This window comes from Olleya sp. Ti.3.14 (assembly GCF_038154885.1).
Lineage (GTDB): Bacteria > Bacteroidota > Bacteroidia > Flavobacteriales > Flavobacteriaceae > Olleya.
Window position 1 is genome coordinate 19,251 of record NZ_JBAKAO010000012.1, and the last position, 26,101, is coordinate 45,351.

21 protein-coding genes are annotated in these 26,101 nt (G+C 32.2%); 19 read left to right on the plus strand and 2 right to left on the minus strand.

Annotated features, from left to right (window positions below):
* Window positions 1-17 precede the first annotated feature (17 nt).
* The 15 genes from V6251_RS13920 (at window position 18) to V6251_RS13990 (ending at window position 17,357) form a co-directional block, all read left to right on the plus strand.
* Complete coding sequence (locus tag V6251_RS13920; RefSeq protein ID WP_341588795.1) at window positions 18-2,237, plus strand: RelA/SpoT family protein; 2,220 nt, start codon at window positions 18-20, stop codon at window positions 2,235-2,237.
* 95 nt (window positions 2,238-2,332) lie between these two features.
* Window positions 2,333-2,800, plus strand: a complete 468-nt coding sequence (locus V6251_RS13925) for a Fur family transcriptional regulator (RefSeq protein ID WP_028282732.1) — start codon at window positions 2,333-2,335, stop codon at window positions 2,798-2,800.
* 2 nt (window positions 2,801-2,802) lie between these two features.
* Window positions 2,803-4,074, plus strand: coding sequence for an adenylosuccinate synthase (locus V6251_RS13930; RefSeq protein WP_341588796.1), 1,272 nt, complete (start codon window positions 2,803-2,805; stop codon window positions 4,072-4,074).
* Between the two features lie 171 nt (window positions 4,075-4,245).
* Window positions 4,246-6,042, plus strand: coding sequence for an OstA-like protein (locus V6251_RS13935; protein WP_341588797.1), 1,797 nt, complete (start codon window positions 4,246-4,248; stop codon window positions 6,040-6,042).
* 5 nt (window positions 6,043-6,047) lie between these two features.
* Window positions 6,048-7,235 (plus strand): aspartate aminotransferase family protein, encoded by a 1,188-nt coding sequence (locus V6251_RS13940; RefSeq protein ID WP_341588798.1) that lies wholly within the window; start codon window positions 6,048-6,050, stop codon window positions 7,233-7,235.
* Between the two features lie 142 nt (window positions 7,236-7,377).
* The gene (locus V6251_RS13945) at window positions 7,378-8,772 is read left to right on the plus strand and encodes a tetratricopeptide repeat protein (RefSeq protein WP_341588799.1); all 1,395 of its coding nucleotides are present in this window, start codon (window positions 7,378-7,380) and stop codon (window positions 8,770-8,772) included.
* A 47-nt stretch (window positions 8,773-8,819) separates the two neighbouring features.
* The gene (locus tag V6251_RS13950) at window positions 8,820-9,830 is read left to right on the plus strand and encodes a DUF368 domain-containing protein (protein ID WP_341588800.1); all 1,011 of its coding nucleotides are present in this window, start codon (window positions 8,820-8,822) and stop codon (window positions 9,828-9,830) included.
* Complete coding sequence (locus tag V6251_RS13955) at window positions 9,831-10,850, plus strand: DUF368 domain-containing protein (protein ID WP_341588801.1); 1,020 nt, start codon at window positions 9,831-9,833, stop codon at window positions 10,848-10,850.
* Entirely contained in the window at window positions 10,819-11,586 is a 768-nt protein-coding gene (locus V6251_RS13960; protein ID WP_341588802.1) for a shikimate dehydrogenase family protein, read from the plus strand. Before V6251_RS13955 ends, V6251_RS13960 begins: the two co-directional genes overlap by 32 nt.
* A 94-nt stretch (window positions 11,587-11,680) precedes the next feature.
* Window positions 11,681-13,585 (plus strand): DUF349 domain-containing protein, encoded by a 1,905-nt coding sequence (locus tag V6251_RS13965; protein WP_341588803.1) that lies wholly within the window; start codon window positions 11,681-11,683, stop codon window positions 13,583-13,585.
* 167 nt (window positions 13,586-13,752) lie between these two features.
* Window positions 13,753-13,977 carry a hypothetical protein gene (locus tag V6251_RS13970; RefSeq protein WP_145000449.1) on the plus strand — a complete coding sequence of 75 codons (225 nt, stop codon included), beginning with the start codon at window positions 13,753-13,755 and terminating at the stop codon, window positions 13,975-13,977.
* Window positions 13,978-14,004: 27 nt separating this feature from the next.
* Window positions 14,005-14,406, plus strand: a complete 402-nt coding sequence (locus V6251_RS13975; RefSeq protein ID WP_341588804.1) for an OsmC family protein — start codon at window positions 14,005-14,007, stop codon at window positions 14,404-14,406.
* 186 nt (window positions 14,407-14,592) lie between these two features.
* Window positions 14,593-15,228, plus strand: coding sequence for a protein-tyrosine-phosphatase (locus V6251_RS13980; RefSeq protein WP_341588805.1), 636 nt, complete (start codon window positions 14,593-14,595; stop codon window positions 15,226-15,228).
* Between the two features lie 2 nt (window positions 15,229-15,230).
* The gene (gene arsB / locus V6251_RS13985) at window positions 15,231-16,277 is read left to right on the plus strand and encodes an ACR3 family arsenite efflux transporter (RefSeq protein WP_341588806.1); all 1,047 of its coding nucleotides are present in this window, start codon (window positions 15,231-15,233) and stop codon (window positions 16,275-16,277) included.
* A 348-nt stretch (window positions 16,278-16,625) separates the two neighbouring features.
* On the plus strand, window positions 16,626-17,357 hold the full coding sequence (locus tag V6251_RS13990) for a DUF6090 family protein (RefSeq protein ID WP_341588807.1): 732 nt from the start codon (window positions 16,626-16,628) through the stop codon (window positions 17,355-17,357).
* A gap of 214 nt (window positions 17,358-17,571) precedes the next feature.
* Here the strand turns inward: V6251_RS13990 and V6251_RS13995 are convergent, their stop codons facing one another.
* Window positions 17,572-19,032, minus strand: coding sequence for an aminoacyl-histidine dipeptidase (locus tag V6251_RS13995; RefSeq protein ID WP_341588808.1), 1,461 nt, complete (start codon window positions 19,030-19,032; stop codon window positions 17,572-17,574).
* 197 nt (window positions 19,033-19,229) lie between these two features.
* On the opposite strand from V6251_RS13995, the gene V6251_RS14000 reads away from it, so the two are divergent.
* The 4 genes from V6251_RS14000 to V6251_RS14015 all read left to right on the plus strand — a co-directional run bounded on the left by V6251_RS14000 (window position 19,230) and on the right by V6251_RS14015 (window position 25,245).
* Entirely contained in the window at window positions 19,230-20,297 is a 1,068-nt protein-coding gene (locus V6251_RS14000; RefSeq protein WP_341588809.1) for a DUF3810 domain-containing protein, read from the plus strand.
* A gap of 84 nt (window positions 20,298-20,381) precedes the next feature.
* Window positions 20,382-23,366 (plus strand): amidohydrolase family protein, encoded by a 2,985-nt coding sequence (locus tag V6251_RS14005; protein ID WP_341588810.1) that lies wholly within the window; start codon window positions 20,382-20,384, stop codon window positions 23,364-23,366.
* 75 nt (window positions 23,367-23,441) lie between these two features.
* Window positions 23,442-24,737, plus strand: a complete 1,296-nt coding sequence (locus V6251_RS14010) for an amidohydrolase family protein (RefSeq protein ID WP_341588811.1) — start codon at window positions 23,442-23,444, stop codon at window positions 24,735-24,737.
* 160 nt (window positions 24,738-24,897) lie between these two features.
* Window positions 24,898-25,245: a hypothetical protein gene (locus V6251_RS14015; RefSeq protein ID WP_341588812.1), complete on the plus strand. Its 348-nt coding sequence runs from the start codon at window positions 24,898-24,900 to the stop codon at window positions 25,243-25,245.
* A gap of 49 nt (window positions 25,246-25,294) precedes the next feature.
* Here V6251_RS14015 and V6251_RS14020 read toward each other — a convergent pair whose 3' ends face one another.
* The gene (locus tag V6251_RS14020) at window positions 25,295-26,098 is read right to left on the minus strand and encodes a DUF6503 family protein (protein ID WP_341588813.1); all 804 of its coding nucleotides are present in this window, start codon (window positions 26,096-26,098) and stop codon (window positions 25,295-25,297) included.
* Window positions 26,099-26,101 lie beyond the last annotated feature (3 nt).

Below are 26,101 nucleotides of genomic sequence, written 5' to 3' on the forward strand. Positions count from 1 at the left end.
ATGAAGGAGAGCAATCTATGACAGAAATCGATATTGAAAAAGAAAATGCAGACATTGCCAAAGCGTATAAACAACTGTTAAAAGTTAGTTATCGCACATTGTCTACAGAGGACAAAAAACTAATACGAAAAGCATTTGACGTAGCTGTTGAAGCGCATCGTCCACAACGCAGAAAAAGTGGAGAAGCCTACATCTTCCATCCTATTGCTGTTGCCAAAATTGTTGCGCAACAAATTGGTCTAGATGCAACATCTATTGCTGCTGCGTTACTACATGATGTGGTTGAGGATAACGAAAACTACACCATTAAAGATATCGAAGATTTATTTGGATCTACCGTTTCTAAAATTGTAGATGGCTTGACAAAAATTTCGTCTTTAAGTAAAGAAAAAGACATGGACGTGTCTTTACAAGCCGAAAACTTTAGAAAAATGCTACTAACTTTAAATGACGACGTTAGAGTTATCATTATAAAAATAGCAGACCGTTTGCACAACATGCAAACCATGGACAGCATGCGTCCTGATAAACAAGAAAAAATAGCATCCGAAACCCTGTACATTTATGCTCCTTTAGCGCATAGAATTGGATTATATAATATTAAAACAGAATTAGAAGACTTAGGATTAAAATACACAGCACCTGACACTTACAACAAAATTCTTAATAAAATTAAAGAAAGTAAGGAAGAACAAGATGCTTATATAACCGAATTTAATGATGTTATAAAAAAATCCTTAGACAAAGAAGGCTTAAACTACACTATAAAAGGACGACCTAAATCCATATTTTCTATTAAACGCAAAATGGACAAACAAGGCGTTACATTTGATGAGGTTTACGACAAATTTGCTGTCCGAATTATATACAAAAGTGATCGTGAAAACGAAAAATTTCTAGCCTGGAAAATCTACTCCATTGTAACCGACCATTTTAGACCTAACCCAACCCGATTACGTGATTGGATATCCTCTCCAAAATCTACTGGTTATGAAGCTTTACACATTACTGTAATGGGACCAAAAGGACGATGGGTAGAAGTACAAGTACGTAGTGAGCGTATGAATGAAATAGCCGAAAAAGGTTATGCTGCACACTATAAATATAAAAATGCCGAAGACAAAGAGGATAATTTAGACATGTGGATTAATCGTTTGCAGGAAGCGCTAGAAAATGCGTCTACCAATGCAGTCGATTTTGTAGAGCAATTTAAACTAAACCTGTATTCTAAAGAAATTTTTGTTTTTACACCTAAAGGAGAATTAAAGTCCTTACCTAAAGGCGCTACACCTTTAGACTTTGCATTTAGTATACACACAGAAGTTGGTAAAAAAACTAGAGGCGCCAAAGTAAACGGAAAACTAGTGCCTTTAAGTCACGAATTAAGTAGTGGTGACCAAGTAGATATTATCACTTCAGAAAACGCAAAACCTAATCCTAACTGGTTAGATTACGCAACCACAGCAAGAGCTAGAGGTAAAATTAAATCGTTATTAAAAGAAGATACTAAAGTAATAGCCGAAGAAGGAAAAGAAATTTTAAGACGTAAATTAAAACAACTTAAAATTACGCTTAATGAAAAATCGGTTAATGAAATGGTAAGCCATTTTCATTTAAAAACTAGTTTAGATTTGTTTTACCGTGTAGGCACAGGTAATATTGATAACACGATGCTTAAGGAATATGCTGCTTCACGTAGCAATGCTTTGATGAGTTTTTTCAAAAATAAAATTACCAGAAAACAAACTATATCTCCAGAAGAAGTCAATAAAGATGAAATTACTAATAAATATGACCTATTAGTCTTTGGTAAAGAAGAAGAAAAACTAGATTACAAATTAGCTAATTGTTGTAATCCAATTCCTGGAGACGCAGTATTTGGCTTTATTACCATAAACGATGGTATTAAAGTGCATAAAAAAAATTGCCCAAATGCGATAAGTTTGCAATCTAATTATGCCTATCGTATCATTCAGGCAAGATGGATAGACTCGTCACAACAAGAGTTTGCTGCACAGATTATTTTATCTGGAATAGACAATTTAGGACTAGTTAATCACATTACTAAAGTCATCTCATCCAACATGCACGTCAACATGAATAGTATTAGTTTTCAGAGTGATGACGGTATCTTTAAAGGAAAAATAAATGTTATTGTACGTAACAAATCCATGCTTAAAAAGCTAATGGATAATCTTAAAAAACTTAACGGTATAGACAAGGTAACTCGGGTTTAAATTAATGTTGTTAATAACTGTCTAATAACACTTAAAGTAAAGTCTAAGTTTTATGATTGCAACCTCAAAAAAAGATGTAAATTTGCTTGGTATTTATGAGCGCAAAAACAGATATAAAAAATCAAGAGATTGTAAAAAACGTATTCACTTCTTTTTTAGAAGCGAATGGTCATAGAAAAACACCAGAACGTTACGCTATACTTCAAGAAATCTATTCTAACGATGAACATTTTGATATAGAATCCCTATATCTAAACATGAAAAACAAGAAGTATCGTGTTAGTCGTGCTACGTTATACAATACTATCGAGCTGCTTCTAGATTGCGGCTTAGTTAGAAAACACCAGTTTGGTAAAAATCAAGCACATTACGAAAAGTCTTATTTTGATAAACAACATGACCATGTTATACTTCAAGATACAGGAGAAGTTATAGAATTTTGTGATCCAAGAATTCAGGCAATTAAAAAAACAATTGAAGAAGTCTTTGATATCGAAATCTCTAAGCACTCACTATATTTTTACGGAAATCGAAAAAAAAATAATAACAACACAACTAATTAAAAATGGCAGTAGATTTACTACTTGGTTTACAATGGGGAGATGAAGGCAAAGGAAAAATTGTCGACGTTTTAACTTCAAATTACAATATCATAGCACGTTTTCAGGGTGGTCCAAATGCAGGACATACACTTAAATTTGACGGAATAAAACACGTACTACGTACTATACCTTCAGGAATTTTTCATAAAGATGCTATGAATGTTATTGGAAATGGTGTAGTAGTTGATCCAGTTGTTTTTATTAAAGAATTAGAAGGTTTAGACCAATTTGATGTTGATTATAAAGCCAAACTAATTGTATCTAGAAAAGCACACTTAATTTTACCAACACATCGTTTATTAGATGCAGCTAGCGAAGCCTCTAAAGGTAAAGCTAAAATTGGTTCTACTTTAAAAGGTATTGGTCCAACATACATGGATAAAACTGGTAGAAACGGTATTAGAGTTGGTGATCTAGAACTAGATAGCTGGAAAGAAAAATACAGAGCTTTAGCTAATAAGCATGAAGCTATGATTGCATTTTATAATGTAGACGTACAGTACGATTTAGAAGAAATGGAAGTTGAATTTTTTGAGTCTATTGAAAAACTTAAAGAATTACAATTTATAGATAGCGAAGCCTATTTACATCAATCACTAAAAGATGGTAAAACTATTTTAGCCGAAGGTGCTCAAGGATCGCTTTTAGATATCGATTTTGGTACCTATCCATTTGTAACTTCAAGTAATACAACTGCAGCAGGAGCTTGTACTGGTTTAGGTATTGCTCCAAACCAAATTAAAGAAGTCTTTGGTATTTTTAAAGCATACACAACACGTGTAGGTTCTGGACCTTTTCCAACAGAGTTGTTTGATAAAGATGGAGAAGAAATGGCTAGAGTTGGTCAAGAATTTGGAGCTGTAACAGGTCGTGCTAGACGTTGTGGATGGTTAGACTTAGTGGCTTTAAAATACACTTGTCGTGTTAATGGTGTTACACAATTAATGATGATGAAAAGTGATGTTTTATCTGGTTTTGAAACTTTAAAGGTAGCAACTGCTTACAAATATAAAGGAGAAACGATTAAACATTTACCGTTTAACATAGAACCTGAAAATGTAGAACCTATTTATACAGAGTTTAAAGGTTGGAGCGAAGACTTAACTAAAATGAGTGAAGCTTCTCAATTACCAAAAGCGCTAAATGATTATATCGCATTTTTAGAAGAAGAATTAGAAATTCCTATTAAAATAGTATCTGTTGGACCAGACAGAAAACAGACTATTTTTATGTAATTAAAAAATAAATTAAAATTACCAACCTGCTATTCAATATAATAGCAGGTTTTTTCATCTTAAATAATTCCTAATAGATAATACTAAGTCTATTAAATCGTTATTTTTGTGCCAAACCATGACATCTTGAAAATTAATAAACACATATATTTTTTATTCTTAATGCTTACAATGCAGTTAGGAATAGCACAACAAAAAACCATCGAGATTAAAGACTCTGGTGCATTTGGTGATATTGACGAAGAAAACTTTCCAGGAGCAAGTATCCTAACCAGAAGTGATCAAGGTCAAGTTCATATTTACCATGATGGTATTGATATGTTTTGCGACAAAGCCATATTTTATGGTAAAGAAGATTTTGTTGAAGCCTACGGAAATGTAAACATGAAGCAAGGTGACACCATAAACTTAACGTCAAAATACGTGGAGTATTCTGGTAAAACACAATTAGCGTTTGCAAGTGGAGATGTGGTATTGACAGATCCTCAATCTACTATAACATCTGATACGCTATACTTTAACAGAGCAAAACAAGAATCCTATTATAAATCTGGAGGTAAAGTTGTAAGGGACTCATCTGGGACGATTACAAGTCGTATTGGTCGTTATTATATGAATGACAAAAAATACCGTTTTGTAGATAGCGTCAAACTTGTCAATCCAGATTACGAGCTTAACACAAAAACCCTGGATTACTATTCTGATAATGGTCATGCCTACATGTATGGTCCTTCAACAATAGTTGGTGATAGTAGCAAAATTTACAGCGAACGTGGTTTTTACGACACCACAAACGACACTGGCTATTTTGTCCGAAACTCAAGAATAGACTACGATAATCGTGTTATTGTTGGTGATAGTTTGCATTTTGACAGAAGACTAAATTTTGCGTCAGCAACTAATAATATAACCGTTACAGACACTATAAATAGTAGTATCATTAAAGGACATTATGCAGAAGTTTATCGTGCTAAAGACTCTGTGTTTATTACCAAACGCGCTTTAGCAATAACTATCCAAGAAAAAGATAGTATATACATGCATGCAGACACGTTGATGGTTACAGGTAAACCAGAACATCGTATTACTAGAGGCTATTACAATGGTAAAGTATATAAATCAGATATTAGTGCCAAAGCAGATTCGATTCATGCAGACCATAAAACAGGACTAACACAGTTAATTAATTTAAAACGATTAAATAAAGGCGATGCGTTTTCGGCTGCAAGAAAACCAATACTCTGGAATCTGGACAATCAAATGACAGGTGACACAATTCATTTAAAATCAAATCCTAAAACCGAAAAATTAGATTCACTCATCGTTTTTTATAATGCTTTTTTAATTAGTAAGGATACGATTAGTAAGGACTCATACAATCAAATTTCTGGTAAACGCTTAATAGGAATGTTTGATGATGATAATCAAATCAAGCAAGTAGATATACTTAAAAATGCAGAATCTATTAATTTTAGTAGAAATGATAAGCAAGAGTTAATAGGTATAGAAAAATCAAAATCTTCAGATATTATTATTTATTTTGAAGAAAAAGAAGTTGTTGAGCTTAGAAAACTTTTACAATTTGAAGGTAAGCTTTATACAGAAGAAGATTTACCATTAAACGCTAGAAAACTTAGAGGTTTTGATTGGCGAGATGATGAACGTCCAAAATCTGTTGAAGATTTATTTAAAGACGATCCACCTTTTACTCTACCTGTTATTAAAGGACTAGAAGCCTATCAAGAAGGTGAAGAGTTTTTTGGAGAGGCTTTAATTGGACGTGTTAAAAAAGCAGACGACGAAGCTGAAAAGAAAAATTTAAACAAAAAAGACGAAGCTCCCAAAGCCTCTAGAAATGTCCCTAAAAAATTTCTAAATACAAATACTAATACTCCTGCTTTACAAAAAGCAACTTCAAAAAAACAAACAGTTAATCAAATAGTACAATCTAAGACTGATCAGGATTAGGAGTTATGAAGGATAGATTTTTTAAACACCAAGCACAAACGTCGCCATATCCTTTAGCTCTAGAAATTTCTCATGCTAAAGGAAGCTATATTTACGACACTAATAACAAAGCCTATTTAGACTTTGTTGCAGGTGTATCTGCATGTACATTAGGACATAGCCACCCAAAGGTAGTAAATGCTATTAAACAACAAGCAGACAAATATTTGCATGTTATGGTTTACGGAGAATATGTCCAAAAACCAGCAGTAGATTTATGTAAATTTATAGCAGATCATTTGCCAGAACCATTAACGTCTACATATTTAGTAAATTCTGGTACAGAAGCTATTGAAGGTGCCATAAAATTAGCACGACGTGTTACTGGACGTAGTCAGATTATTGCAGCCCATAATGCCTATCATGGCAATACTTTAGGATCTTTAAGTTTAATGGACTTTGAAGAGCGAAAAGCACCATTTAGACCATTACTGCCAGATATTAGTCACATTACGTTTAATTACCAACCACATTTTAAACATATCACTACAAAAACTGCTGCAGTAATAGTAGAAACCATTCAAGGTGGAGCTGGTTTTATAGAGCCTACTAACGACTATTTAGCCAAATTAAAAGCAAAATGTCAGGACGTTGGAGCGCTATTAATTTTAGACGAAATACAACCAGGAATTGGCAGAACAGGACAATTATTTGGTTTTCAAAATTATAATGTGGTTCCAGACATAGTCGTTACCGGAAAAGGATTAGCTGGCGGATTACCAATTGGCGCATTTACAGCGTCTAAGGCGCATATGGATGCCTTTCAGGATGGACCAAAGCTAAGCCATATTACAACTTTTGGTGGTAACCCATTAATTGCAGCTTCGGCTTTAGCCACATTACAAGAAGTTACAAATAGTGACTTAATGTCACAAGCTTTAGAAAAAGAACAATTAATCAGGCAACACTTACAACATCCTTTAATTACCGAAATTAGAGGTCGTGGTTTGATGTTAGCAGCAATTACAACAGATGCTAAAGTCACTGACCAAGTGGTACTACAAGCGCAAAATCAAGGATTAATACTTTTTTGGCTGCTGTTTGAGCCTAAAGCAATACGCATAACACCTCCTTTAACCATCAGTAATGAAGAAATTATTAAAGGGTGTGGCATTATTATTGACTTATTAAATAAAATAACGGACTCTAATTAAAGAGTAAGACGCTTTCAATCAATCAAAAACACATCAAAACCCGTAATTGTTGATTACTTTGTTAAAAACAAAAGTGGCAAATGCCATTTAAAAAGTAATAGAACAGTACATTTATTACAATAGAAACACCTAAACAGTGCCTATGGAGTTTAGTCAAGAAGAACCTAATAAAGTATCGCTTAGCAAATTTGAATCGATGTTAAAAACAAACAATGTGTTGTTTTTTGACTCGGACGAATTTGAAAATATAATACACCATTACCTTAACCAAGGTAAAGTATCTCTAGCAAAAAAGGCTATTAAATTAGGCTTAGAGCAACACCCTACCTCTACTAATCTAAAATTATTTAAGGTAGAAATTTATGTGTTTGAAAATAAGCTAAAAGAAGCGAATCAGTTACTAGATGCCTTGTATGTATTAGAGCCTTCAAATGAAGAAATATACATTCAAAAAGCAAATATATTATCTAAAGATGATAAGCATCAAGACGCGATTAAAGTTTTAAATATAGCTTTAGATTTAGCAGAAGAATCCTCAGAACTACATTCTTTAATAGGAATGGAATATCTATTTTTAGATAACTTTGAAGAAGCTAAACAGAGTTTTATGCGTTGTATAGAGGATGACATGGATGACTATTCTGCGTTATACAACATTATGTATTGCTTCGATTTTTTAAATGAAAATGATGAAGCGATCACCTTTTTAAACAGTTATTTAGATAAAAACCCATATTGTGAAGTTGCTTGGCACCAATTAGGTAAGCAATACTTTACTATAAAACAATACGAAAAATCTTTAAGTGCTTTTGAATTTGCTATTATATCAGACGACACTTTTGTAGGTGCTTACATTGAAAAAGGTAGAGTCCTAGAAAAGTTAAAGCGTTATAATGAAGCAATCGAAAATTACGCAGTAACCCTAGAATTGGAAGACCCTACATCTTTTGCTTTATTAAGATTAGGACAATGTCATGAAAAACTAGGTCAGATAGATTTAGCAAAACAATATTATTATAAAACTGTAAAGGAAGACCCATTACTTGATAAGGGTTGGATAGCCATTACTAAGTTTTATAACAAACAAAAAAACTATCAAAAAGCATTATATTATATTAATAAAGCGATTAATATTAATGCAGACAACGCTGTTTATTGGAAGTTATATGCACAAATAAACCACAGACTAAACTTTTTAGAAGAATCTGAACGTGGCTATAAGCGAGCTTTAGAACTTGGAAATTATGAGTTAGCCTCTTGGTTGCAAAGAGCAGATATTTTAATTCAATTAGGAGAACCTGAAGCTGCAAGCTTAAACTTAATTCAGGCAGCAGAATTTTACCCAGAAGATGCAGAAATTGAATTTAGACTAGCTGGTATTTACTATGGTTTATTAGAAACTGAAAAAGGAAGCTACCACTTAAAAAACGGATTAACTTTTGACGAAGAACTAATATTTATTATTGAAGAAATTTTTCCAATGGTCTACCAATCTACGACCTTTAAAAACGCGTTAAAAAAGTTACATAAATCATAACATAAAATGATTTTTGCATACCTTTGGTTACCAACAAAACTCAAATTATGCAAAGACGCTTAAAAGATTACCTTGTTATTAGTTTAAAAGGAATTGCTATGGGAGCAGCAGATGCAGTTCCTGGAGTATCAGGAGGTACCATTGCGTTTATCTCTGGGATTTACGAAGAGTTAATTACAACTATAAGTGGTGTTAACCTAACGTTAGTAAAGACCTTAAAAAAAGATGGTTTTTTTGCCTTTTGGAAACAACTAAACGGTAACTTTCTTTTAGCGCTTTTAACAGGTATTATTATCAGTTTTGTTTCGTTTATGAGACTAGCAAAATACCTAATAGAACAACACCCAGTTTTAATATGGTCGTTCTTTTTTGGTTTAATTATAGCTAGTATCTTTTTTGTTGGTAAACAAATTAATAAATGGTCTGCTAAAACCATTATCGCATTAATTATTGGTACTATAGCTGCATTTTACATTACTAGTTTACCATCTTTAGCTAGTAATACCAACTCCTATTTTTTATTTATTGCTGGAGCATTAGCGATTTGCGCTATGATTTTACCAGGTATTTCTGGTAGTTTTATATTAGTAATTTTAGGAGCATATAAAACATTAAGTGATGCTTTTCATGACTTTGATTTAAAAAAAATAGCACTATTTGCAACTGGAGCAATTGTTGGTTTGCTTAGTTTTAGCCACGTATTAAAATGGCTATTCAAAAATTACCATAATACAACTCTAGCCATTCTAACCGGTTTTATTCTAGGTTCGTTAAATAAAGTTTGGCCTTATAAAAAAACCATTTCGGTAATGGATGACGCTTCAGGATCTGTAGTCGATTTTATTGGACTTTCAGACTACCAAACGTTAAGTGTGTTTCAAAAAAACAGCTTAGATTTTGATAGCTACAAAACCGTTTTAGAACAAAGTGTACTGCCATCAACCTATTCTCAAATTAACGCTAATACAGACGCTCAATTAGTTTTAGCAATTGGATTGATGATTGCAGGTTTTTTAACTATTTTTATTCTTGAAAAAGTAGGTAATAAAGCAAGCTAAATGCAAAACACACGCACATTTAAAGATAAACTATTCTTAATCTTAAAAGGATTAGGCATGGGAGCTGCTAATAAAGTTCCTGGTGTATCTGGTGGTGTCGTAGCATTTGTTGCAGGTTTTTACGAAGAGTTTATACACTCCTTACAAAGGGTAAATGGCACTGCTTTTAAATTACTTTTAAAAGGACGCTTTAAAGCGTTTTATCATTATATAAATGGACGTTTTTTAAGCTTACTATTTTTTGGAATGATAGTAAGCTATTTTAGTATTTCAAAAATCCTAGACTACCTTATTACGCACTACCAACTCTATGTTTGGAGTGTCTTTTTCGGGATGATTATAGGTTCGATTTATTATATAAGTAAGGATTTTAAAGATTGGAAAACCACAACATATTTAGCTTTAATCATTGGTGCTGTTTTAGGAATAGGTATTAGTTTTCTAGATCCTGCTACAGAAAATGATAACCTGATATTTGTTTTTTTCTGCGGAATAATTAGTGTTTCAGGAATGACTTTACCTGGCTTTTCAGGTTCATTTATCTTAATATTATTAGGCAATTACGTCTTACTATTAGTGGACTCTGTGAATGCTTTATTTGATACTTTTTCTGAGGTATTAATAGGTGATTTTAGCTTTACTGCAAATATAGAACGTCTTAGGATGTTAAAAGTACTAGCAGTCTTTACATTAGGCTCAATAGTTGGTTTGGTAACTTTTTCTCATGTATTAAATTACATTTTAAAACATTATAAAAATGTCACGTTAGCATCAATTATAGGTTTTATAGTAGGATCCTTAGGTGTTGTGTGGCCATTTAAACATACCATATTTAAAACAAAATCTACAGGCGAATTTTTAGTAGATTCTAGAGGTCAAAAAATAATTGAAAATTACGAACGTTACTTACCAGAACTTAATACCGAAACTATAATCGCATTATGCTATACCATAGTAGGAATAGCAATCGTATTAGCATTAGAAATATATGGACAAAAAACAAAGCAATCACATGCGTAACTATGGATTAATTGGTAAAGATATCTCCTACTCTTTCTCTCAAAACTATTTTTCAATAAAATTTAAAGACGAAAATATTACTGATGCTAAATACCAAAATTTTGACATTCAAAATATTGAAAACTTTAAATCAAACATACTAACAACCAAAGGATTATCTGGCCTTAATGTTACCATCCCTTATAAAGAAAGTATTATTCCCTTTTTAGATTCATTAGATAAAAAAGCAAAAAAAATTGGTGCAGTAAATACTATTAAATTCACTAAAAAAGGACGTCTTAAAGGCTACAATACAGACATTTATGGTTTCAAAAAAAGCATCAAACCACACATAAATAAACATCATAAAAAAGCTTTAATTTTAGGTACAGGAGGAGCCAGCAAAGCAATTGCTTATGTTTTAAAACAACTAAACATCCAATTTCATTTTGTATCAAGACAGCAGTCAAAAGTAGTTAGTTATACCTATGACACGTTAACGGAAGCTATTATTAATGACCATCAAATCATTATAAATTGCTCGCCTGTTGGGACGTTTCCTGATGTAAATGAAGCACCAAATATTCCATATGGTGGACTTTCTAAAAAACATATTTTATTCGACTTAATTTATAATCCATCACAAACGGTTTTTTTAAAACATGGCAAAAACCATGGTGCTACTACTATAAATGGCTATGACATGTTAGTGTTTCAGGCAGAAAAATCTTGGAAAATCTGGAATAAAAATCTTTAAACTAAGAGTTAATCAACAAATTATTGGTAGTTTTTCAACTTGTCACTATCTTTAAAAGCTAAATACATAAATATCAACTAAAAACATTTTAAAAATGTCAGAGCTAGATAACCTGCAAAATGCAGATGGAACGAAAGAAAACACTGAAAACGTACAACCAGAAACACCACAAGAAGTAACTTCAAAAGTAGAAGATAACGATGATGTTTTAAATGAAATTGAAGATTCTAATGCAGAAGATGCTGAAGATGAAGGTAACGTTGACAGACACAACATTGAAGATAAAGATTACGAATCGCTTAATTTAGAGCAATTGGTTATCGAACTTGAGCGTTTGGTTAAAAACGAAAAAGTACAAGCTATTAAAAAACATGTAGATGCCATCAAAACAGAATTTGACAAGCAGTTTCATGAGCTTTTAGACGAGAAAAAAGAAGAGTTTTTAAGTAATGGTGGTAATGAGATTGACTTTAGATATCACACACCTATCCAACAAAGCTTTAAAGATAACTATAAAGATTACAGACAACGCTTAAGTGGTCACTACAAAAATATAGAACAAAACCACAAGCAAAATCTTACTAATCGATTAGACATCATAGAAGGTATTAAAGCGTTAACAGAAGATGCTGAAGACTCTATGAACACTAAATACAAAAAGTTTAAAGAGTTACAAGACCAATGGAAAACTGCTGGTCCAATACCAAGAGATAAATATAACAACGCTTGGAATAGCTACCATTTTAATGTAGAACGTTTTTACGACCTACTACATTTAGACAGAGATTTGCGCGATAAAGATTTTGAACATAATTTAGAGCTTAAAACTAAAATTATCGAGCAAGCTGAAGCATTAGCTAACGATGAAAATACCAACAGAGCCTTTAGAGAACTTCAAAATTTACATAAGATTTGGAAAGAAGAACTTGGACCTGTAGCTAGAGAACATAGAGAACCAATTTGGGAACGCTTTAAAGAAGCGACTAAAAAAATTAACGCTAAGCGTCAAGATTACTTTAAAAATTTGGACACTGTTTATGAGCAAAACTTATTAAATAAACAGGCGATAATCACGCTTATTGAAGAAAAAGCAAGTGAAAAAATCACGAATCATAGTGGTTGGCAAAATAAAATTAAAGAAATTGAAGCCTTAAGAGAAGAGTTTTTTAAAGCAGGTAAAGTACCTGTTAAAGTTAACGAAGCAACTTGGGCTAAATTTAAAGAAGCTGTAAGAGGTTTTAATAGACGTAAAAACGAATTTTATAAAAATTTAAAGAAAGACCAATACGATAATCTAGAGAAAAAACTAGAATTAATTAAAATTGCTGAAGACAATAAAGACAGTGAAGATTTTCAGGCAACAACGCAGTTGATGAAAAAAATTCAAGGTGATTGGAAACGTATTGGACATGTCCCTAGAAAAGATAGTGATAAAATATGGAAGCAATTTAAAAGTGCTTGTAACCACTATTTTGATCGTATTAAAGAACAACGCAATGCAGCTAGTGCTGAAGAGGAAGAGGCTTTTACACAAAAAGAAGCCTTACTATCTGAAGTTAAAAACTTGACACTTTCTGGAGATCAAAAAACGGATTTAGCAACTATAAAAACACAAATTAATAGTTGGAAAACTTTAGGTCGTGTGCCACGTAATAAGAGACAAATAGAAAGCGACTTTAATGATACACTTGATGGATTATTTAAATCTTTGGACTTAAATAAAACGGAAGCCGAGTTGATAAAATTTGAAAACAAATTAGATCAATTAGCGTCTGGAGATGATAGTCGCGCTATTGACAATGAGCGTTTTTACATCCAGAAAAAAGTAGATGAAATTAAAAGTGAAATTATTCAACTTGAAAATAATTTACAATTTTTCTCAAATGTAAAATCAGATAATCCATTAGTTAAAGAAGTGCATAAAAACATTAAAAAGCATAAGGATGATTTACAATTATGGGATACAAAACTTAAAAAAATTAAAGGATTGTACAATTAATAAAATCTAACTAATTTTAAAATTAAAGTTGCTATAAATATTACACATGTAATAGATTTAGCAACTTTTTTTTGCTTTAGTTACACTTACAAAAACTAAATAGAGTTTTATATATAATAACCTTGTACTTAATAAAGTATATGGTTTTAAATTAGTAAATTACTAGTATGAAAATAAACCTTTTATCCTGCGACGCAATTAGACCTGATAAAAAAGGAATTGCTAATTGTATCGAAGCTATTGCAATAGATATTAATGCAGCACAAGCCTTTCAATTTACAGAAATCTTATTAGAAGGAGATCCTATCGATTTTGATGTAGATGACAAAAATTCAGGATCTGCTTTAAGAGCCTTGCGCAAACTGGATATAGATTATCAAATATTAGATTAAAAACATTAGTAATAAAGTATACCAATTATGACCTACGGTATTAACGCTAAATCCTTTGCCAATAAGGACGCTTCAATCACTATAAAAGAGACTTCAATACATTTTGGTACTACACCACAGTCTAACGATACACTTGCTAGTCCTGCTGATTTATTTTTAAGTGCTTTTGCTGCTTGTATTTTAAAAAATGTACAACGCTTTTCTGTTTTAATGAAATTTGAATATACTTCCGCAGACATTACAGTACAAGGCGTACGTCTAGACAAACCACCAAGAATGGATCAAATAGACTATCAATTAATAATAGAGACTACAGATAAAAATTTAAATGTAAACTTGCTGAAAAAAAATATTGAAAAATTTGGCACCATTTATAATACGGTTAAATTAAGCTGCGATATAAACGGAACCGTTACCACAAAAGCATAAATCCATTAACAGACTACAATTCTAAGATTAACTTTATGTAAACTAATACATAATTGAGATATAATCTATTTGAATGTTTAAATATTAATCGTAACATTGCAATGAATTAATTAATAATAGAATTAATTTAAATATCAAAAAATATATTGTCATATAATACAAACTGTTTTTTAAAATCAACTTACAATGAAGTCTAATACACAGCCTATGCTATTTGAAGACATAGAAAAAACAATTAAGCAATTAAGACCTGATACCATTTCTGAATCACGAAAAGAAGTATTACAACCTTTGGCAGATTATATACAATCAAAGGTGAATAATAACCAAGACATCCGTATTAATTTTATTTGTACACATAATTCTAGACGCAGTCATTTATCACAAATTTGGGCACAAACAATAGCCAGCTACTTTGCTATTAAAAACGTATTTTGTTACTCTGGTGGTACGGAAGCAACAGCAGTTTACCCAATGGTTATCAAAACATTAAACCAATCTGGGTTTAAAATAAATGCTCTATCAAACGATAAAAATCCAATTTATTCAATCAAATATTCTAATAACGAACATCCAATTATTGGTTTTTCAAAAACATTAGATGACAATTTTAATCCGCAATCACAATTTGCTGCAATTATGACTTGTAGTCAAGCAGATGGTGGTTGTCCATTTATTGCTGGTGCTGAGCAACGTATACCTATTACTTTTGAAGATCCAAAAGCATTTGATAACACACCACAACAAGAAGAAAAATACAACGAAAGAAGTTTGCAAATAGCAACTGAAATGTTTTTTGTTTTCTCTCAAATAAAATCATAAAAATGGCTACAAAAAAATTAAGTTTTCTAGATAAAAATCTAACGCTATGGATATTTGTAGCAATGATAATTGGTGTTGGACTTGGGTATTTTATACCAACCTTTCCAGATATTATTAATTCCTTTAGTAGTGGATCTACAAATTACCCAATTGCAATTGGTTTAATTTTAATGATGTATCCACCATTAGCAAAAGTTAATTACGCTTTATTACCAAAGGTTTTTAGAAACACTAAAATATTGTCAATTTCGCTTATTCTAAACTGGATTATTGGACCTGTTTTAATGTTTATTTTGGCTATTACGTTTTTAAAAGACTATCCCGAATATATGGTTGGGTTAATTTTAATTGGTTTAGCACGTTGTATTGCAATGGTCTTGGTTTGGAATGATCTTGCAGAAGGTAGTAGCGAGTATGGTGCAGGTTTAGTCGCTTTAAACAGCATTTTTCAAGTATTAGCTTATAGTTTTTACGCTTGGCTTTTTATAACCATATTACCTCCTTATTTTGGATTTGAAGGTGCTATCGTAGATATTTCAATAGGTACCATTGCAGAAAGTGTCGCTATTTATTTAGGAATCCCTTTTCTTTTAGGAATTTTAAGTAGACAAATTTTAGTAAAATTAAAAGGTGAAGATTGGTATACTAATACATTTATACCAACAATATCTCCTATGACTTTAATTGCACTATTATTTACAATAGTCATTATGTTTTCGTTAAAAGGTGAGTTAATTGTAGAAATACCAATGGATGTTTTAATTGTTGCAGTACCATTACTTATCTATTTTTTACTGATGTTTATTATCGGTTTTTTCTTTACAAAAGCTTCTGGTGCAGAATATGATAAAACCGCTTCTGTTGCTTTTACTGCTGCTGGTAATAATTTTGAACTAGCTATCGCTGTCGCTATTGCTGTTTTTGGACTTAATTCTGGACAAGCTTTTGCTGGTGTTATTGGTCCTTTAGTTGAAGTTCCTGCGCTGATTTTATTAGTGAGAGTCTCGTTCTGGCTACGAAAAAAATATTATGGACACGCTAATTTGTAAAAAGACGTAGAACGCAGTAAATAAGTAATTACTTAACAGATAATTATCTGTAATAAATTAAAAGCACAATCTTAGATTGTGCTTTTTCTATTTTATATAATACTACTTAAAACGATTACTTTTTAGGAATCTCCTTTAAAATCTCTAAAACAAAGTTACAGTATATTTAGCAAACACTATTTGCGTGTATTAATCAACCTTATCTCAACCTTTACTCTGATACTACATTAATTGCAAATTTGACTTTGTCCTTTTTTTCAACTAACTTCGTTTAACTTCGAATATAATTCATTGAAACGGAATCATATTCGCTATACTTTGTGCTTCATTATGACAAACAAGTAACCAATGATAAAATTCTTTAGAAAAATTCGACAAAATTTGCTTTCAGAAGGTAAAGCTGGAAAGTATTTGAAATATGCTCTTGGTGAAATTATACTTGTTGTTATTGGAATTTTAATTGCGTTACAGATTAATAATTGGAATGAAAATAGAAAAAGCTCAAAAATTCGCAATAATTACTATAAGCAGGTTGTACAAGATTTAGCGAAGGACACTATTTATATTAACAGAAATATTATATATCTTGATTCGAGTCTTTCGAAATATCAAAAGTATTTAGAAAAATTACCTGAAGCTGAAAGTATCAATGATGTGATACCTCTTATTGGTACACTTGATTGGGAATTTGGTTATTATACTTTCAATACAAACACAATAGAATCTTTAATATCTACGGGAGACATTAAATTAATGCCAGATGAAATTAGGAATGCTCTACTAAATTTGAGAACTACTCAAAACGGAATTATTAAAACTATATCTGGGAATAATGACGTTCACTTAAAGGATGGTCAAAAAGCAATTGGTCTTGGACCTATAAATTATATTTTAAATATAAATCCCAAACTATTGAATCAATTAATTAGGGAGGAAGATATAATTTCAGCAATTAACATCATAAATGGAACTTTTCAATTTAGAGATTTTACAGATAAAAACTTATTAAAGGATATGCAATATTTACTAGAATCCACAAAAGTATTATCTGAATTAATCAACGAAGAGTTAAACAAATAACGAAAGCACAACAAAGTATATAATCCATTGCTAGTTCTAGACTACTTACGAATATTCCTGCGGAATATTCTATTCGGTTTTTATTTGCTAAATTAGTTGCTTACACACGCAACGTATCATATACAAAACCGTTAAACGAACATTAATAAATCACATAAAAAAGCACAATCTAAGATTGTGCTTTTTCTATTTTATATAATACTATTTAAAACGATTACTTTTTAGGAATCTCTTTTAAAATCTCTAATACAAAGTTCCAGTATTTTTGAGCAGACGATATTTGCGCACGCTCATCAGGACTATGTGCACCTTTAATATTTGGTCCAAAACTAATCATTTCCATATCTGGATAATTCTGACCCAAAATACCACATTCTAAACCAGCGTGACAAGCCGCAATATGTGCTTTTTCGCCATTTAATTTTTGGTATAAATTATCTAACACTTTTAATATAGCGCTATCCATGTTTGGTGTCCATCCTGGATAATCTCCCGAAAGCTCAACCTCACAACCTGTAAGCTCAAAAGCAGCACGTAGCGTATTTGCTAAGTCCATTTTACTACTTTCTACAGAGCTACGTGTTAAACACCCTATTTTTACGTGACCGTCCTTAACAATTACTCGTGCAATGTTATTAGATGTTTCTACCAATTCAGGTATATCAGCACTCATACGATACACACCATTTACTGCTGCATATATAGCACGTGTTAATCCTTCTTGTACACCAAGGTCCATAATTAATTCTGGAGTTTCTATTTTAGATACTTCAATCACCAAATCAGGCTCCATCGTTTTAAGTTCGGTTTTAATAGTGTTACCTAACTCTTCCATTTCGTTAATAAAAGCAGCTTCATGTATTGCATCTATAGCAACTAATGCTCTACTTTCTCTTGGTATAGCGTTACGTAAACTTCCACCATCAATTTCTGAGATACGTAAACCAAAGTTTTCAAAACCATCAAATAATAAACGGTTCATTAATTTATTAGCGTTACCTAAACCTTCGTGTATTTGCATACCTGAGTGTCCACCTTGTAAGCCTTTTACTTTTACTTCAAATCCAATTTTAAATTCTGGAGTTTCTTCTTGCTCGTAAGTTCTAGTTGCAGTCACATCAATACCTCCTGCACAACCAACACCAATCTCGTCATCTTCTTCCGTATCTAGGTTTAATAAGATTCCGCCAGTTAATAAACCACCTTTTAATCCCATTGCTCCTGTCATACCAGTTTCTTCGTCAATAGTAAATAACGCTTCAATTGCTGGATGTGGTATATCTGTACTTTCAAGAAGTGCCATAATTGTAGCTACTCCTAAACCGTTATCTGCACCAAGAGTTGTTCCTTTTGCTTTTACCCAGTCACCTTCCACTACCATTTGGATCCCTTGTGTGTCAAAATCAAAATCGGTATCTGCATTTTTTTGGTGTACCATATCTAAATGCGATTGCATGACAATAGTCACACGATCTTCCATACCTGCAGTTGCTGGTTTTTTGATAATCACATTTCCAACCTCATCTTCTATAACTTCTAAACCTAAATTGGTACCAAAGTCTTTCATAAATTTAATCACACGTTCCTCCTTTTTTGAAGGTCTTGGTACTGCGTTTAAATCTGCGAATTTATTCCATAATGCTTTTGGCTCTAAAGCTCTAACGTCTTGACTCATTTGTATCTTTTTTATTGAAATACAAAAGTACAAATTGCAGATGCATTTAGAAACCTTTTTAAGTTAGAAATAACATTAGTCGCTACTCCTGATGGTAGTGGCATCCTTTTTTGCAAAAAAAGATATAACGGACAGCAGGTAGAAACCTTTTAAATAAACCTAAGTGATTGGTCCTAATTTTTAATTATTTTTGAGTCATGCTAAAAAATAAAAAACTGTGGATTGCCCTACTGATTATACCTATGTATGTATTGGTGAAAGTTGTGGCTAAATTTCCGGACACAATCGAGGTTGTGTATAGTAATGGTTTATATCCTTTTATTTCTAAATTATTTAGGTATACTTTAGGTTGGTTACCTTTTAGTTTTGGCGATTTTTTATATGCTTTTAGTATTATTTTTATTCTCCGTTGGCTAATTTTAAATATCAAACGCATCTGGAAAGATACTGTCCATTGGCTAATTGATGTGTTTGCTGCTGTTAGTATTATTTTTATAGCGTTTCATTTATTTTGGGGTTTTAATTATTACCGAAATCCTTTGCATAAAAATTTAAATTTAGAGGATGATTACACCACTGAGCAATTAGTTACTGTGACTAAAAACTTGATTGAAAAATCAAATTCCATACATCTAAAGATTACTAAAAATGATAGTTTGAGGGTCGATTTACCGTTTACTAAATCCGAAATTCTAGCATTAACGCCTAAAAGTTATGAGGCTTTAAAAACGGATTTTCCGCATTTGGAATACCATCCTAAAAGTTTAAAAAAATCGTTATTTAGTGTCCCATTAACGTACATGGGTTTTAGTGGTTATCTTAATCCGTTAACTAGCGAAGCACAGGTGGATTATATGATACCTGTGTACAAATTCCCGACCACTGCTGCGCATGAAGTGGCACACCAATTAGGTTACGCTAAAGAAAACGAGGCTAATTTTATTGGCTTTTTAGCTACCATTAGCAATGATAATATATACTTTAAATATTCGGGATACACCTTTGGTTTAAGGCATTGTCTTGGTGAAATTTTTAGACGTGACCCTGATATATACTACCAATTATTACCAACTATTAATAAAGGGATTTTAAAAAACTATCAAGAGGTTAGAGATTTTTGGAATGATTACAAAAACCCGTTGGAACCAATTTTTAGATCTACTTACACGTCTTACCTAAAAGCTAACAACCAAGCCAAAGGTATGGATAGCTATAGCTATGTGGTGGCTTTATTGGTTAATTATTTAGAAAATAAAATCTTATAAAAACGTTAAAATCCTAATTGGGTGTTGTTTGGCATATTGGCTAATGCGTATCTTTAGTGTTTATCAACCTTAAACTATCAACCAATGATTAAAAAATGGGCAGCATTAAGCCTGCTGTTGTGCAGTTATTTTTCTTTTGCGCAAGAGTATGTTCCTAAAAACGATGGTGTAAAAACCAACACGTCTAATTACACAGCATTAACAAACGCTAAAATTTACGTCACTCCTAATCAAGTTATTGAAAACGGAACCTTACTTATTAAAGATGGTAAAGTTGTCTCTTCTGGAGCTGCTGTTACTATCCCAAAAAACGCTGTTGTTATTGATGTAACAGGAAAATCTATTTACCCATCCTTTATAGATATTTATACAGATTTTGGTGTAAAAACACCTAGTAGCGCTTCTGGTAATAACAGAAGTCCGCAATATGACGCTAGTCGCGAAGGTTTTTATTGGAATGACCATATTAGACCTGACCAAAATGCAATAGACCATTTTGAATTTGATAGCAAAAAAGCTGAAGAATTACGTAAAGCTGGTTTTGGTGTTGTAACCTCGCATATTGATGATGGTATAATCCAAGGTACTGGTGTTTTAGTAACACTAGCTGATTCTGGTAGTGATGCTACTAGATTATTGGATGACAAAGTTGGACAATTTTCTGGAACATCAAAAAGCAAAACCTCTAGACAGGCTTATCCAACATCATTAATGGGTACTATGGCGTTATTACGACAAGTAAACCATGATGCAGATTGGTATGCTAAAGGAAATATTAAAGAAAGAGATCGTGCTTTAGAAGCTTACATTGCTAACAAAAATCTGGTTCAGTTTTTTGATGCTGGCAAAAAAATAAATGCGTTACGTTTTGACAAACTAGGTGACCAATTTGGTATCCAATATGTATTTGTTGGAGGTGGTGATGAGTATGAGCTTATTAATGACATTAAAAACACCAATGCTAAATTTATTTTACCTTTAGACTTTCCGGACGCATATGATATGGAAGATCCACTATTGGCACAATCTGTTAGTCTTGAAGATTTAAAAGCATGGAACCAAAGTCCTGCTAATCCTAAAATTTTAGCCGAAAACAATATTCAGTTTACATTAACCACACATAAATTAAAAGAGGCTAAATCATTAATGCCTAATATTTTAAAGGCTATTGAATATGGTTTAGATAAAACAAAAGCTTTAGAAGCTTTAACAACTGTGCCTGCCGGAATTATTGGTAAATCAACTGAGCTTGGACATTTAAAATCAGGTGCTTATGCTAACTTTTTAATTACTTCTGGTGATGTTTTTGATAAAGAAACAACCATTTACGAAAACTGGGTGACAGGTATCAAAGACGAATTAGTAGCGATGAATACTACAGATCTACGTGGTAGTTATACCTTTAATTTTGATAATACGGATTACGAGTTAGAAATTTCTGGCGAAATTGAAAAACTAAAATCTAAGGTTAAAACCGAAACTAAAGAATATGGTTCAAAAATAAGCTTTAGTGATAATTGGATGCAATTAACGTTTGCTGCTGCAGATAGCACTAAAAAGGACTTTATAAGAGTAGTCACTAATGTTACCAACCCTAAAACATTAAGCGGTAAATTATTTTATCCTAATGGTAACGAAGGGACATTTTTTGCAACTAAACAGGCAAAAGATGCTAAAAAGGAAGACAAAAAAGACAGCGAGGACAAAGACGATAAAACACCAACTATATATCCTGTAACGTATCCAAATATGGCGTATGGTATGGAAAGCCTACCTCAACAAGAAACGTTATTGTTTAAAAACGTAACGGTTTGGACTAATGAGAAAGATGGTATTATTAAAAATACAGACGTTTTAATTAAAAACGGAAAGATTGCCAAAATCGGTACTAATTTAAGTGCTGGTAATGCAACTGTTATTGACGGAACAAACAAACATTTAACGTCAGGGATTATTGACGAGCACTCGCACATTGCAACAGAAAGTGTTAACGAAGCAGGACACAACAGTACTGCCGAAGTAACTATTGAAGATGTTTTAGATGCTGAAGATGTAGACATTTACCGTAACCTTGCTGGTGGTGTTACTAGTATCCAAATATTACATGGATCTGCCAATCCAATTGGAGGACGATCGGCTATTATTAAATTAAAATGGGGAGAAAAAGCCGATAATCTAGTCTACCAAAACAGCCCTAAATTCATCAAATTTGCTTTAGGAGAAAATGTAAAACAAGCCAATTGGGGAGACAATGCTAAAACGCGTTTTCCGCAAACCAGAATGGGTGTTGAGCAAGTGTTTACTGATTACTTCCAACGTGCGCAAGAGTATGATGCTCTAAAGAAAAGTGGTAAACCTTACCGTAAAGATTTAGAGTTAGAAACTATTGCCGAAATTTTAAATAAAGAACGTTTTGTCTCTTGTCACTCTTACGTGCAAAGTGAGATTAATATGCTAATGAAGGTTGCCGAAAAATTCAACTTCAGAATCAACACTTTCACACATATTTTAGAAGGATACAAAGTAGCAGACAAAATGGTAGAACATGGTGTTGGAGGATCAACTTTCTCTGACTGGTGGGCTTACAAGTACGAGGTTAATGATGCCATCCCTTTTAACGCGCCAATCATGCATAACGCTGGTGTTTTAGTAGCCATAAATAGTGATGATGCAGAGATGTCTAGACGTTTAAACCAAGAAGCAGCAAAATCTGTTAAATATGGAGATATTAGCGAGGAAGACGCTTGGAAATTTGTAACGCTTAATCCTGCTAAATTATTACATATCGATGATCGTGTTGGTAGTATTAAAGTGGGTAAAGATGCAGATGTTGTGCTATGGAGCGATAATCCATTATCTATTTACGCTAAAGCGGAAAAAACAATCATTGAAGGAAAAGTTTATTTTGATTTAGAGCGTGATGCTAAACTAAGAGAGACTATCAAAAAAGAGAAAAATGAACTAACAATGCTAATGCTTCAAGCTAAAAACAAAGGTTTAAAAACAAAACCTATTGAGAAAAAAGAAAAAGAGCTATTACATTGTGATTCTATTGACCACCAACACTAGTCAATACCTAAAGTAAAATATAAAATATACACTCATAAATTTTTCGCTTAAGCGGAAATAAAACGATAATAAATCATGAGAAAATTTAAAATATTAATCCTAACGTTATGTGTTTCGGTAATTAGTTTTGCCCAACAAACGCCTGGAGATAAACAAACCACAGCCATTACTATTGAAGGTGCAACTGCACATTTAGGAAATGGTGACGTTATTGAAAATGCTTTAATAATGTTTGAAAACGGTACACTAACCTTTGTTGGTAGCGCCAATACAAAAATTGCAAGAAAAGGAACCATTATTGATGCTAAAGGTAAGCATGTGTATCCTGGTTTTATTGCACCAAACTCAACTTTAGGTTTAGTTGAAGTTGACGCTGTACGTGCTACCAACGACGATGACGAAGTTGGTGCTATGAATCCACATATACGTAGTCTTATTGCTTATAATACCGAATCTAAAGTAGTAGAATCTATGCGACCAAATGGTGTTTTAATGGCTCAAATTACACCTCGTGGTGGACGTATTTCTGGAACATCAAGTGTTGTACAATTAGATGCTTGGAACTGGGAAGACGCAGCTATTAAAACTGATGATGGTATACATTTAAATTGGCCAAGTACCTACTCTAGAGGTCGCTGGTGGTTAGGAGAACCAAATGTTTTAAAAGAAAACAAAAATTACGCAAAAGAGATAGAAGAGCTAACCAATTACTTTGCCCAAAGTAAAGCCTATAATGCTAATAAAACATCTCCAAAAGATTTACCTTTTGAAGCTTTAGAAGGGTTAATGGATGGTAGCAAAAAGCTTTTTGTACATGTCGATAACGAGAAAGGAATTACAGACGCTATTAATTTTGCTAAAGCAGAAAACATAAAACACTTAGTTATTGTTGGTGGATATGAAGCAAATAATGTTGTTGATTTATTAAAACAAAACAACATACCTGTATTAGTACAACGTACGCACTCTAGACCAAATGGAGATGATCATGATTATGACTTACCATACAAATTAGCATCGCAATTAGTAAATGCTGGTATTTTAGTTGGATTAGAAAATGCAGGAGATATGGAACGTATGAACACTAGAAACTTACCTTTTTTAGCAGGAACTACTGTTGCCTATGGCTTATCTAAAGCACAGGCTTTAAGTTTAATTACATTAAACACAGCAAAAATATTGGGAGTTGATGATAAAGTAGGCTCATTAGAGGTTGGAAAAGATGCTACATTATTTATTAGCCAAGGTGATGCTTTGGATATGAGAACAAATAAATTGGACCAAGCCTTTATCCAAGGTCGTAACATCAGTTTAGAAACACACCAAACAGAATTGTACAAGCGTTATTCTAAAAAGTATAAACAACAGTAATTTGGATTATATCCTTAAAGACAATTAGAAAGCTACTCAAAAAAAAAAAAAAAAACAATTTTATTATTTTTCGAGTAGCTTTCATTGACCATCTAAAATCAACACCCAAAACAACTACTAAGTCATAACATCTTTTATTTTAATCTATAAAAAAACCAGTATGAAACAGTTATTAATAGTATCATTTACTTTTGTTAGTGTATTTTGTCTAGGTCAAAACAAACTAGAACCTGTACTAGCATTAAATATAAATGCCGATTATTTTAATACTGTTTATAATAAGTTAGACGCTATTACTAAAAGTATAGTAGGTAACACCTATGTTATTAGTTATATGGATGATATTAGACAAGGTCAACTGTTTATAGTTCCAGATAACATTGGAAAATCTTTTAACAATATAAAAATAGCTAATCAGCCCAATTTAGATTTACAACTAGAGCGTATATTGTATACTGGTAATTTTCCGAATCCTAGACTCATTAATATACCAAACATTAAACATTAAAAAAGGCGACCCTTTGGGTCGCCTTTTTTATTTTATATAATTTTAAATACTACTCCACTACAACAGCAGTTTCTGGCTTTGCAAATGTACTTGCAGCTAATGATTGCTTAGATAAAGTAACATTCGTAAACTGTAAATCGTTTCGTTTTTTAACAGGTAAATTATCTTCAACAAGATACCATGTTAAAGTCTCTGGTAATACTAAGCCTTCAATAGTATGCCAATTACTGTATTTGATAAACGACCATTGTTCGCTTTTAGCTTTACTATTAAATGTAACAGTGTAAGCTAACCATTCCATTTTAAATGAAGTCGGATTATAATATAATACATACTCATCGTCAGACGATGCTCCTACACCACTATCATAACTGATTTTTATTCCTGGATATTCTACTCCTTCAAAGCTTAAAGGTTTAGCTACTTCATAATTAATCCCATTATCAGCTAACACAAATGGCATTGTATGAAAATAAAACATCAAGTTATAATAAAACTTAGGGTTACCTTGATACTCCTCTTTGTTTTTAGTATCCAACCAAACGTCTTTACCATCAAAACCTAGCGTGTGATTTGGCGTAGTAATTACAGATTCTCTAGATTTTAAATTAACTGTGGTCACTTCTTTACCTGTTGGCTTTGTCATGGTAAAAGCTAAAGATTGCATTTGGTTCCAGTTATCCAAACCTCCATGAGCTTCAAAAACTTTAGATATATTTTCTGGATAGATTGAAGTCGTTACATCCAATGTTTCTTTAGTATAATCAGTTTCAGATATGGTTTCTTTTTTAACTTCACTTTTACAAGAAAAAAGCATTAATCCTAAAAATAAGGTGTACAGTAATTGTTTCATTTA

What these genes read in the sequence shown, in the direction of transcription:
- V6251_RS13920 (WP_341588795.1), top strand. Translation starts at nt 18, where the DNA reads ATGACAGAAATCGATATTGAAAAAGAAAATGCAGACATTGCCAAAGCG.
- V6251_RS13925 (WP_028282732.1), top strand. Translation starts at nt 2,333, where the DNA reads ATGAGCGCAAAAACAGATATAAAAAATCAAGAGATTGTAAAAAACGTA.
- V6251_RS13930 (WP_341588796.1), top strand. Translation starts at nt 2,803, where the DNA reads ATGGCAGTAGATTTACTACTTGGTTTACAATGGGGAGATGAAGGCAAA.
- V6251_RS13935 (WP_341588797.1), top strand. Translation starts at nt 4,246, where the DNA reads ATGCAGTTAGGAATAGCACAACAAAAAACCATCGAGATTAAAGACTCT.
- V6251_RS13940 (WP_341588798.1), top strand. Translation starts at nt 6,048, where the DNA reads ATGAAGGATAGATTTTTTAAACACCAAGCACAAACGTCGCCATATCCT.
- V6251_RS13945 (WP_341588799.1), top strand. Translation starts at nt 7,378, where the DNA reads ATGGAGTTTAGTCAAGAAGAACCTAATAAAGTATCGCTTAGCAAATTT.
- V6251_RS13950 (WP_341588800.1), top strand. Translation starts at nt 8,820, where the DNA reads ATGCAAAGACGCTTAAAAGATTACCTTGTTATTAGTTTAAAAGGAATT.
- V6251_RS13955 (WP_341588801.1), top strand. Translation starts at nt 9,831, where the DNA reads ATGCAAAACACACGCACATTTAAAGATAAACTATTCTTAATCTTAAAA.
- V6251_RS13960 (WP_341588802.1), top strand. Translation starts at nt 10,819, where the DNA reads ATGGACAAAAAACAAAGCAATCACATGCGTAACTATGGATTAATTGGT.
- V6251_RS13965 (WP_341588803.1), top strand. Translation starts at nt 11,681, where the DNA reads ATGTCAGAGCTAGATAACCTGCAAAATGCAGATGGAACGAAAGAAAAC.
- V6251_RS13970 (WP_145000449.1), top strand. Translation starts at nt 13,753, where the DNA reads ATGAAAATAAACCTTTTATCCTGCGACGCAATTAGACCTGATAAAAAA.
- V6251_RS13975 (WP_341588804.1), top strand. Translation starts at nt 14,005, where the DNA reads ATGACCTACGGTATTAACGCTAAATCCTTTGCCAATAAGGACGCTTCA.
- V6251_RS13980 (WP_341588805.1), top strand. Translation starts at nt 14,593, where the DNA reads ATGAAGTCTAATACACAGCCTATGCTATTTGAAGACATAGAAAAAACA.
- arsB (WP_341588806.1), top strand. Translation starts at nt 15,231, where the DNA reads ATGGCTACAAAAAAATTAAGTTTTCTAGATAAAAATCTAACGCTATGG.
- V6251_RS13990 (WP_341588807.1), top strand. Translation starts at nt 16,626, where the DNA reads ATGATAAAATTCTTTAGAAAAATTCGACAAAATTTGCTTTCAGAAGGT.
- V6251_RS13995 (WP_341588808.1), bottom strand. Translation starts at nt 19,032, where the DNA reads ATGAGTCAAGACGTTAGAGCTTTAGAGCCAAAAGCATTATGGAATAAA.
- V6251_RS14000 (WP_341588809.1), top strand. Translation starts at nt 19,230, where the DNA reads ATGCTAAAAAATAAAAAACTGTGGATTGCCCTACTGATTATACCTATG.
- V6251_RS14005 (WP_341588810.1), top strand. Translation starts at nt 20,382, where the DNA reads ATGATTAAAAAATGGGCAGCATTAAGCCTGCTGTTGTGCAGTTATTTT.
- V6251_RS14010 (WP_341588811.1), top strand. Translation starts at nt 23,442, where the DNA reads ATGAGAAAATTTAAAATATTAATCCTAACGTTATGTGTTTCGGTAATT.
- V6251_RS14015 (WP_341588812.1), top strand. Translation starts at nt 24,898, where the DNA reads ATGAAACAGTTATTAATAGTATCATTTACTTTTGTTAGTGTATTTTGT.
- V6251_RS14020 (WP_341588813.1), bottom strand. Translation starts at nt 26,098, where the DNA reads ATGAAACAATTACTGTACACCTTATTTTTAGGATTAATGCTTTTTTCT.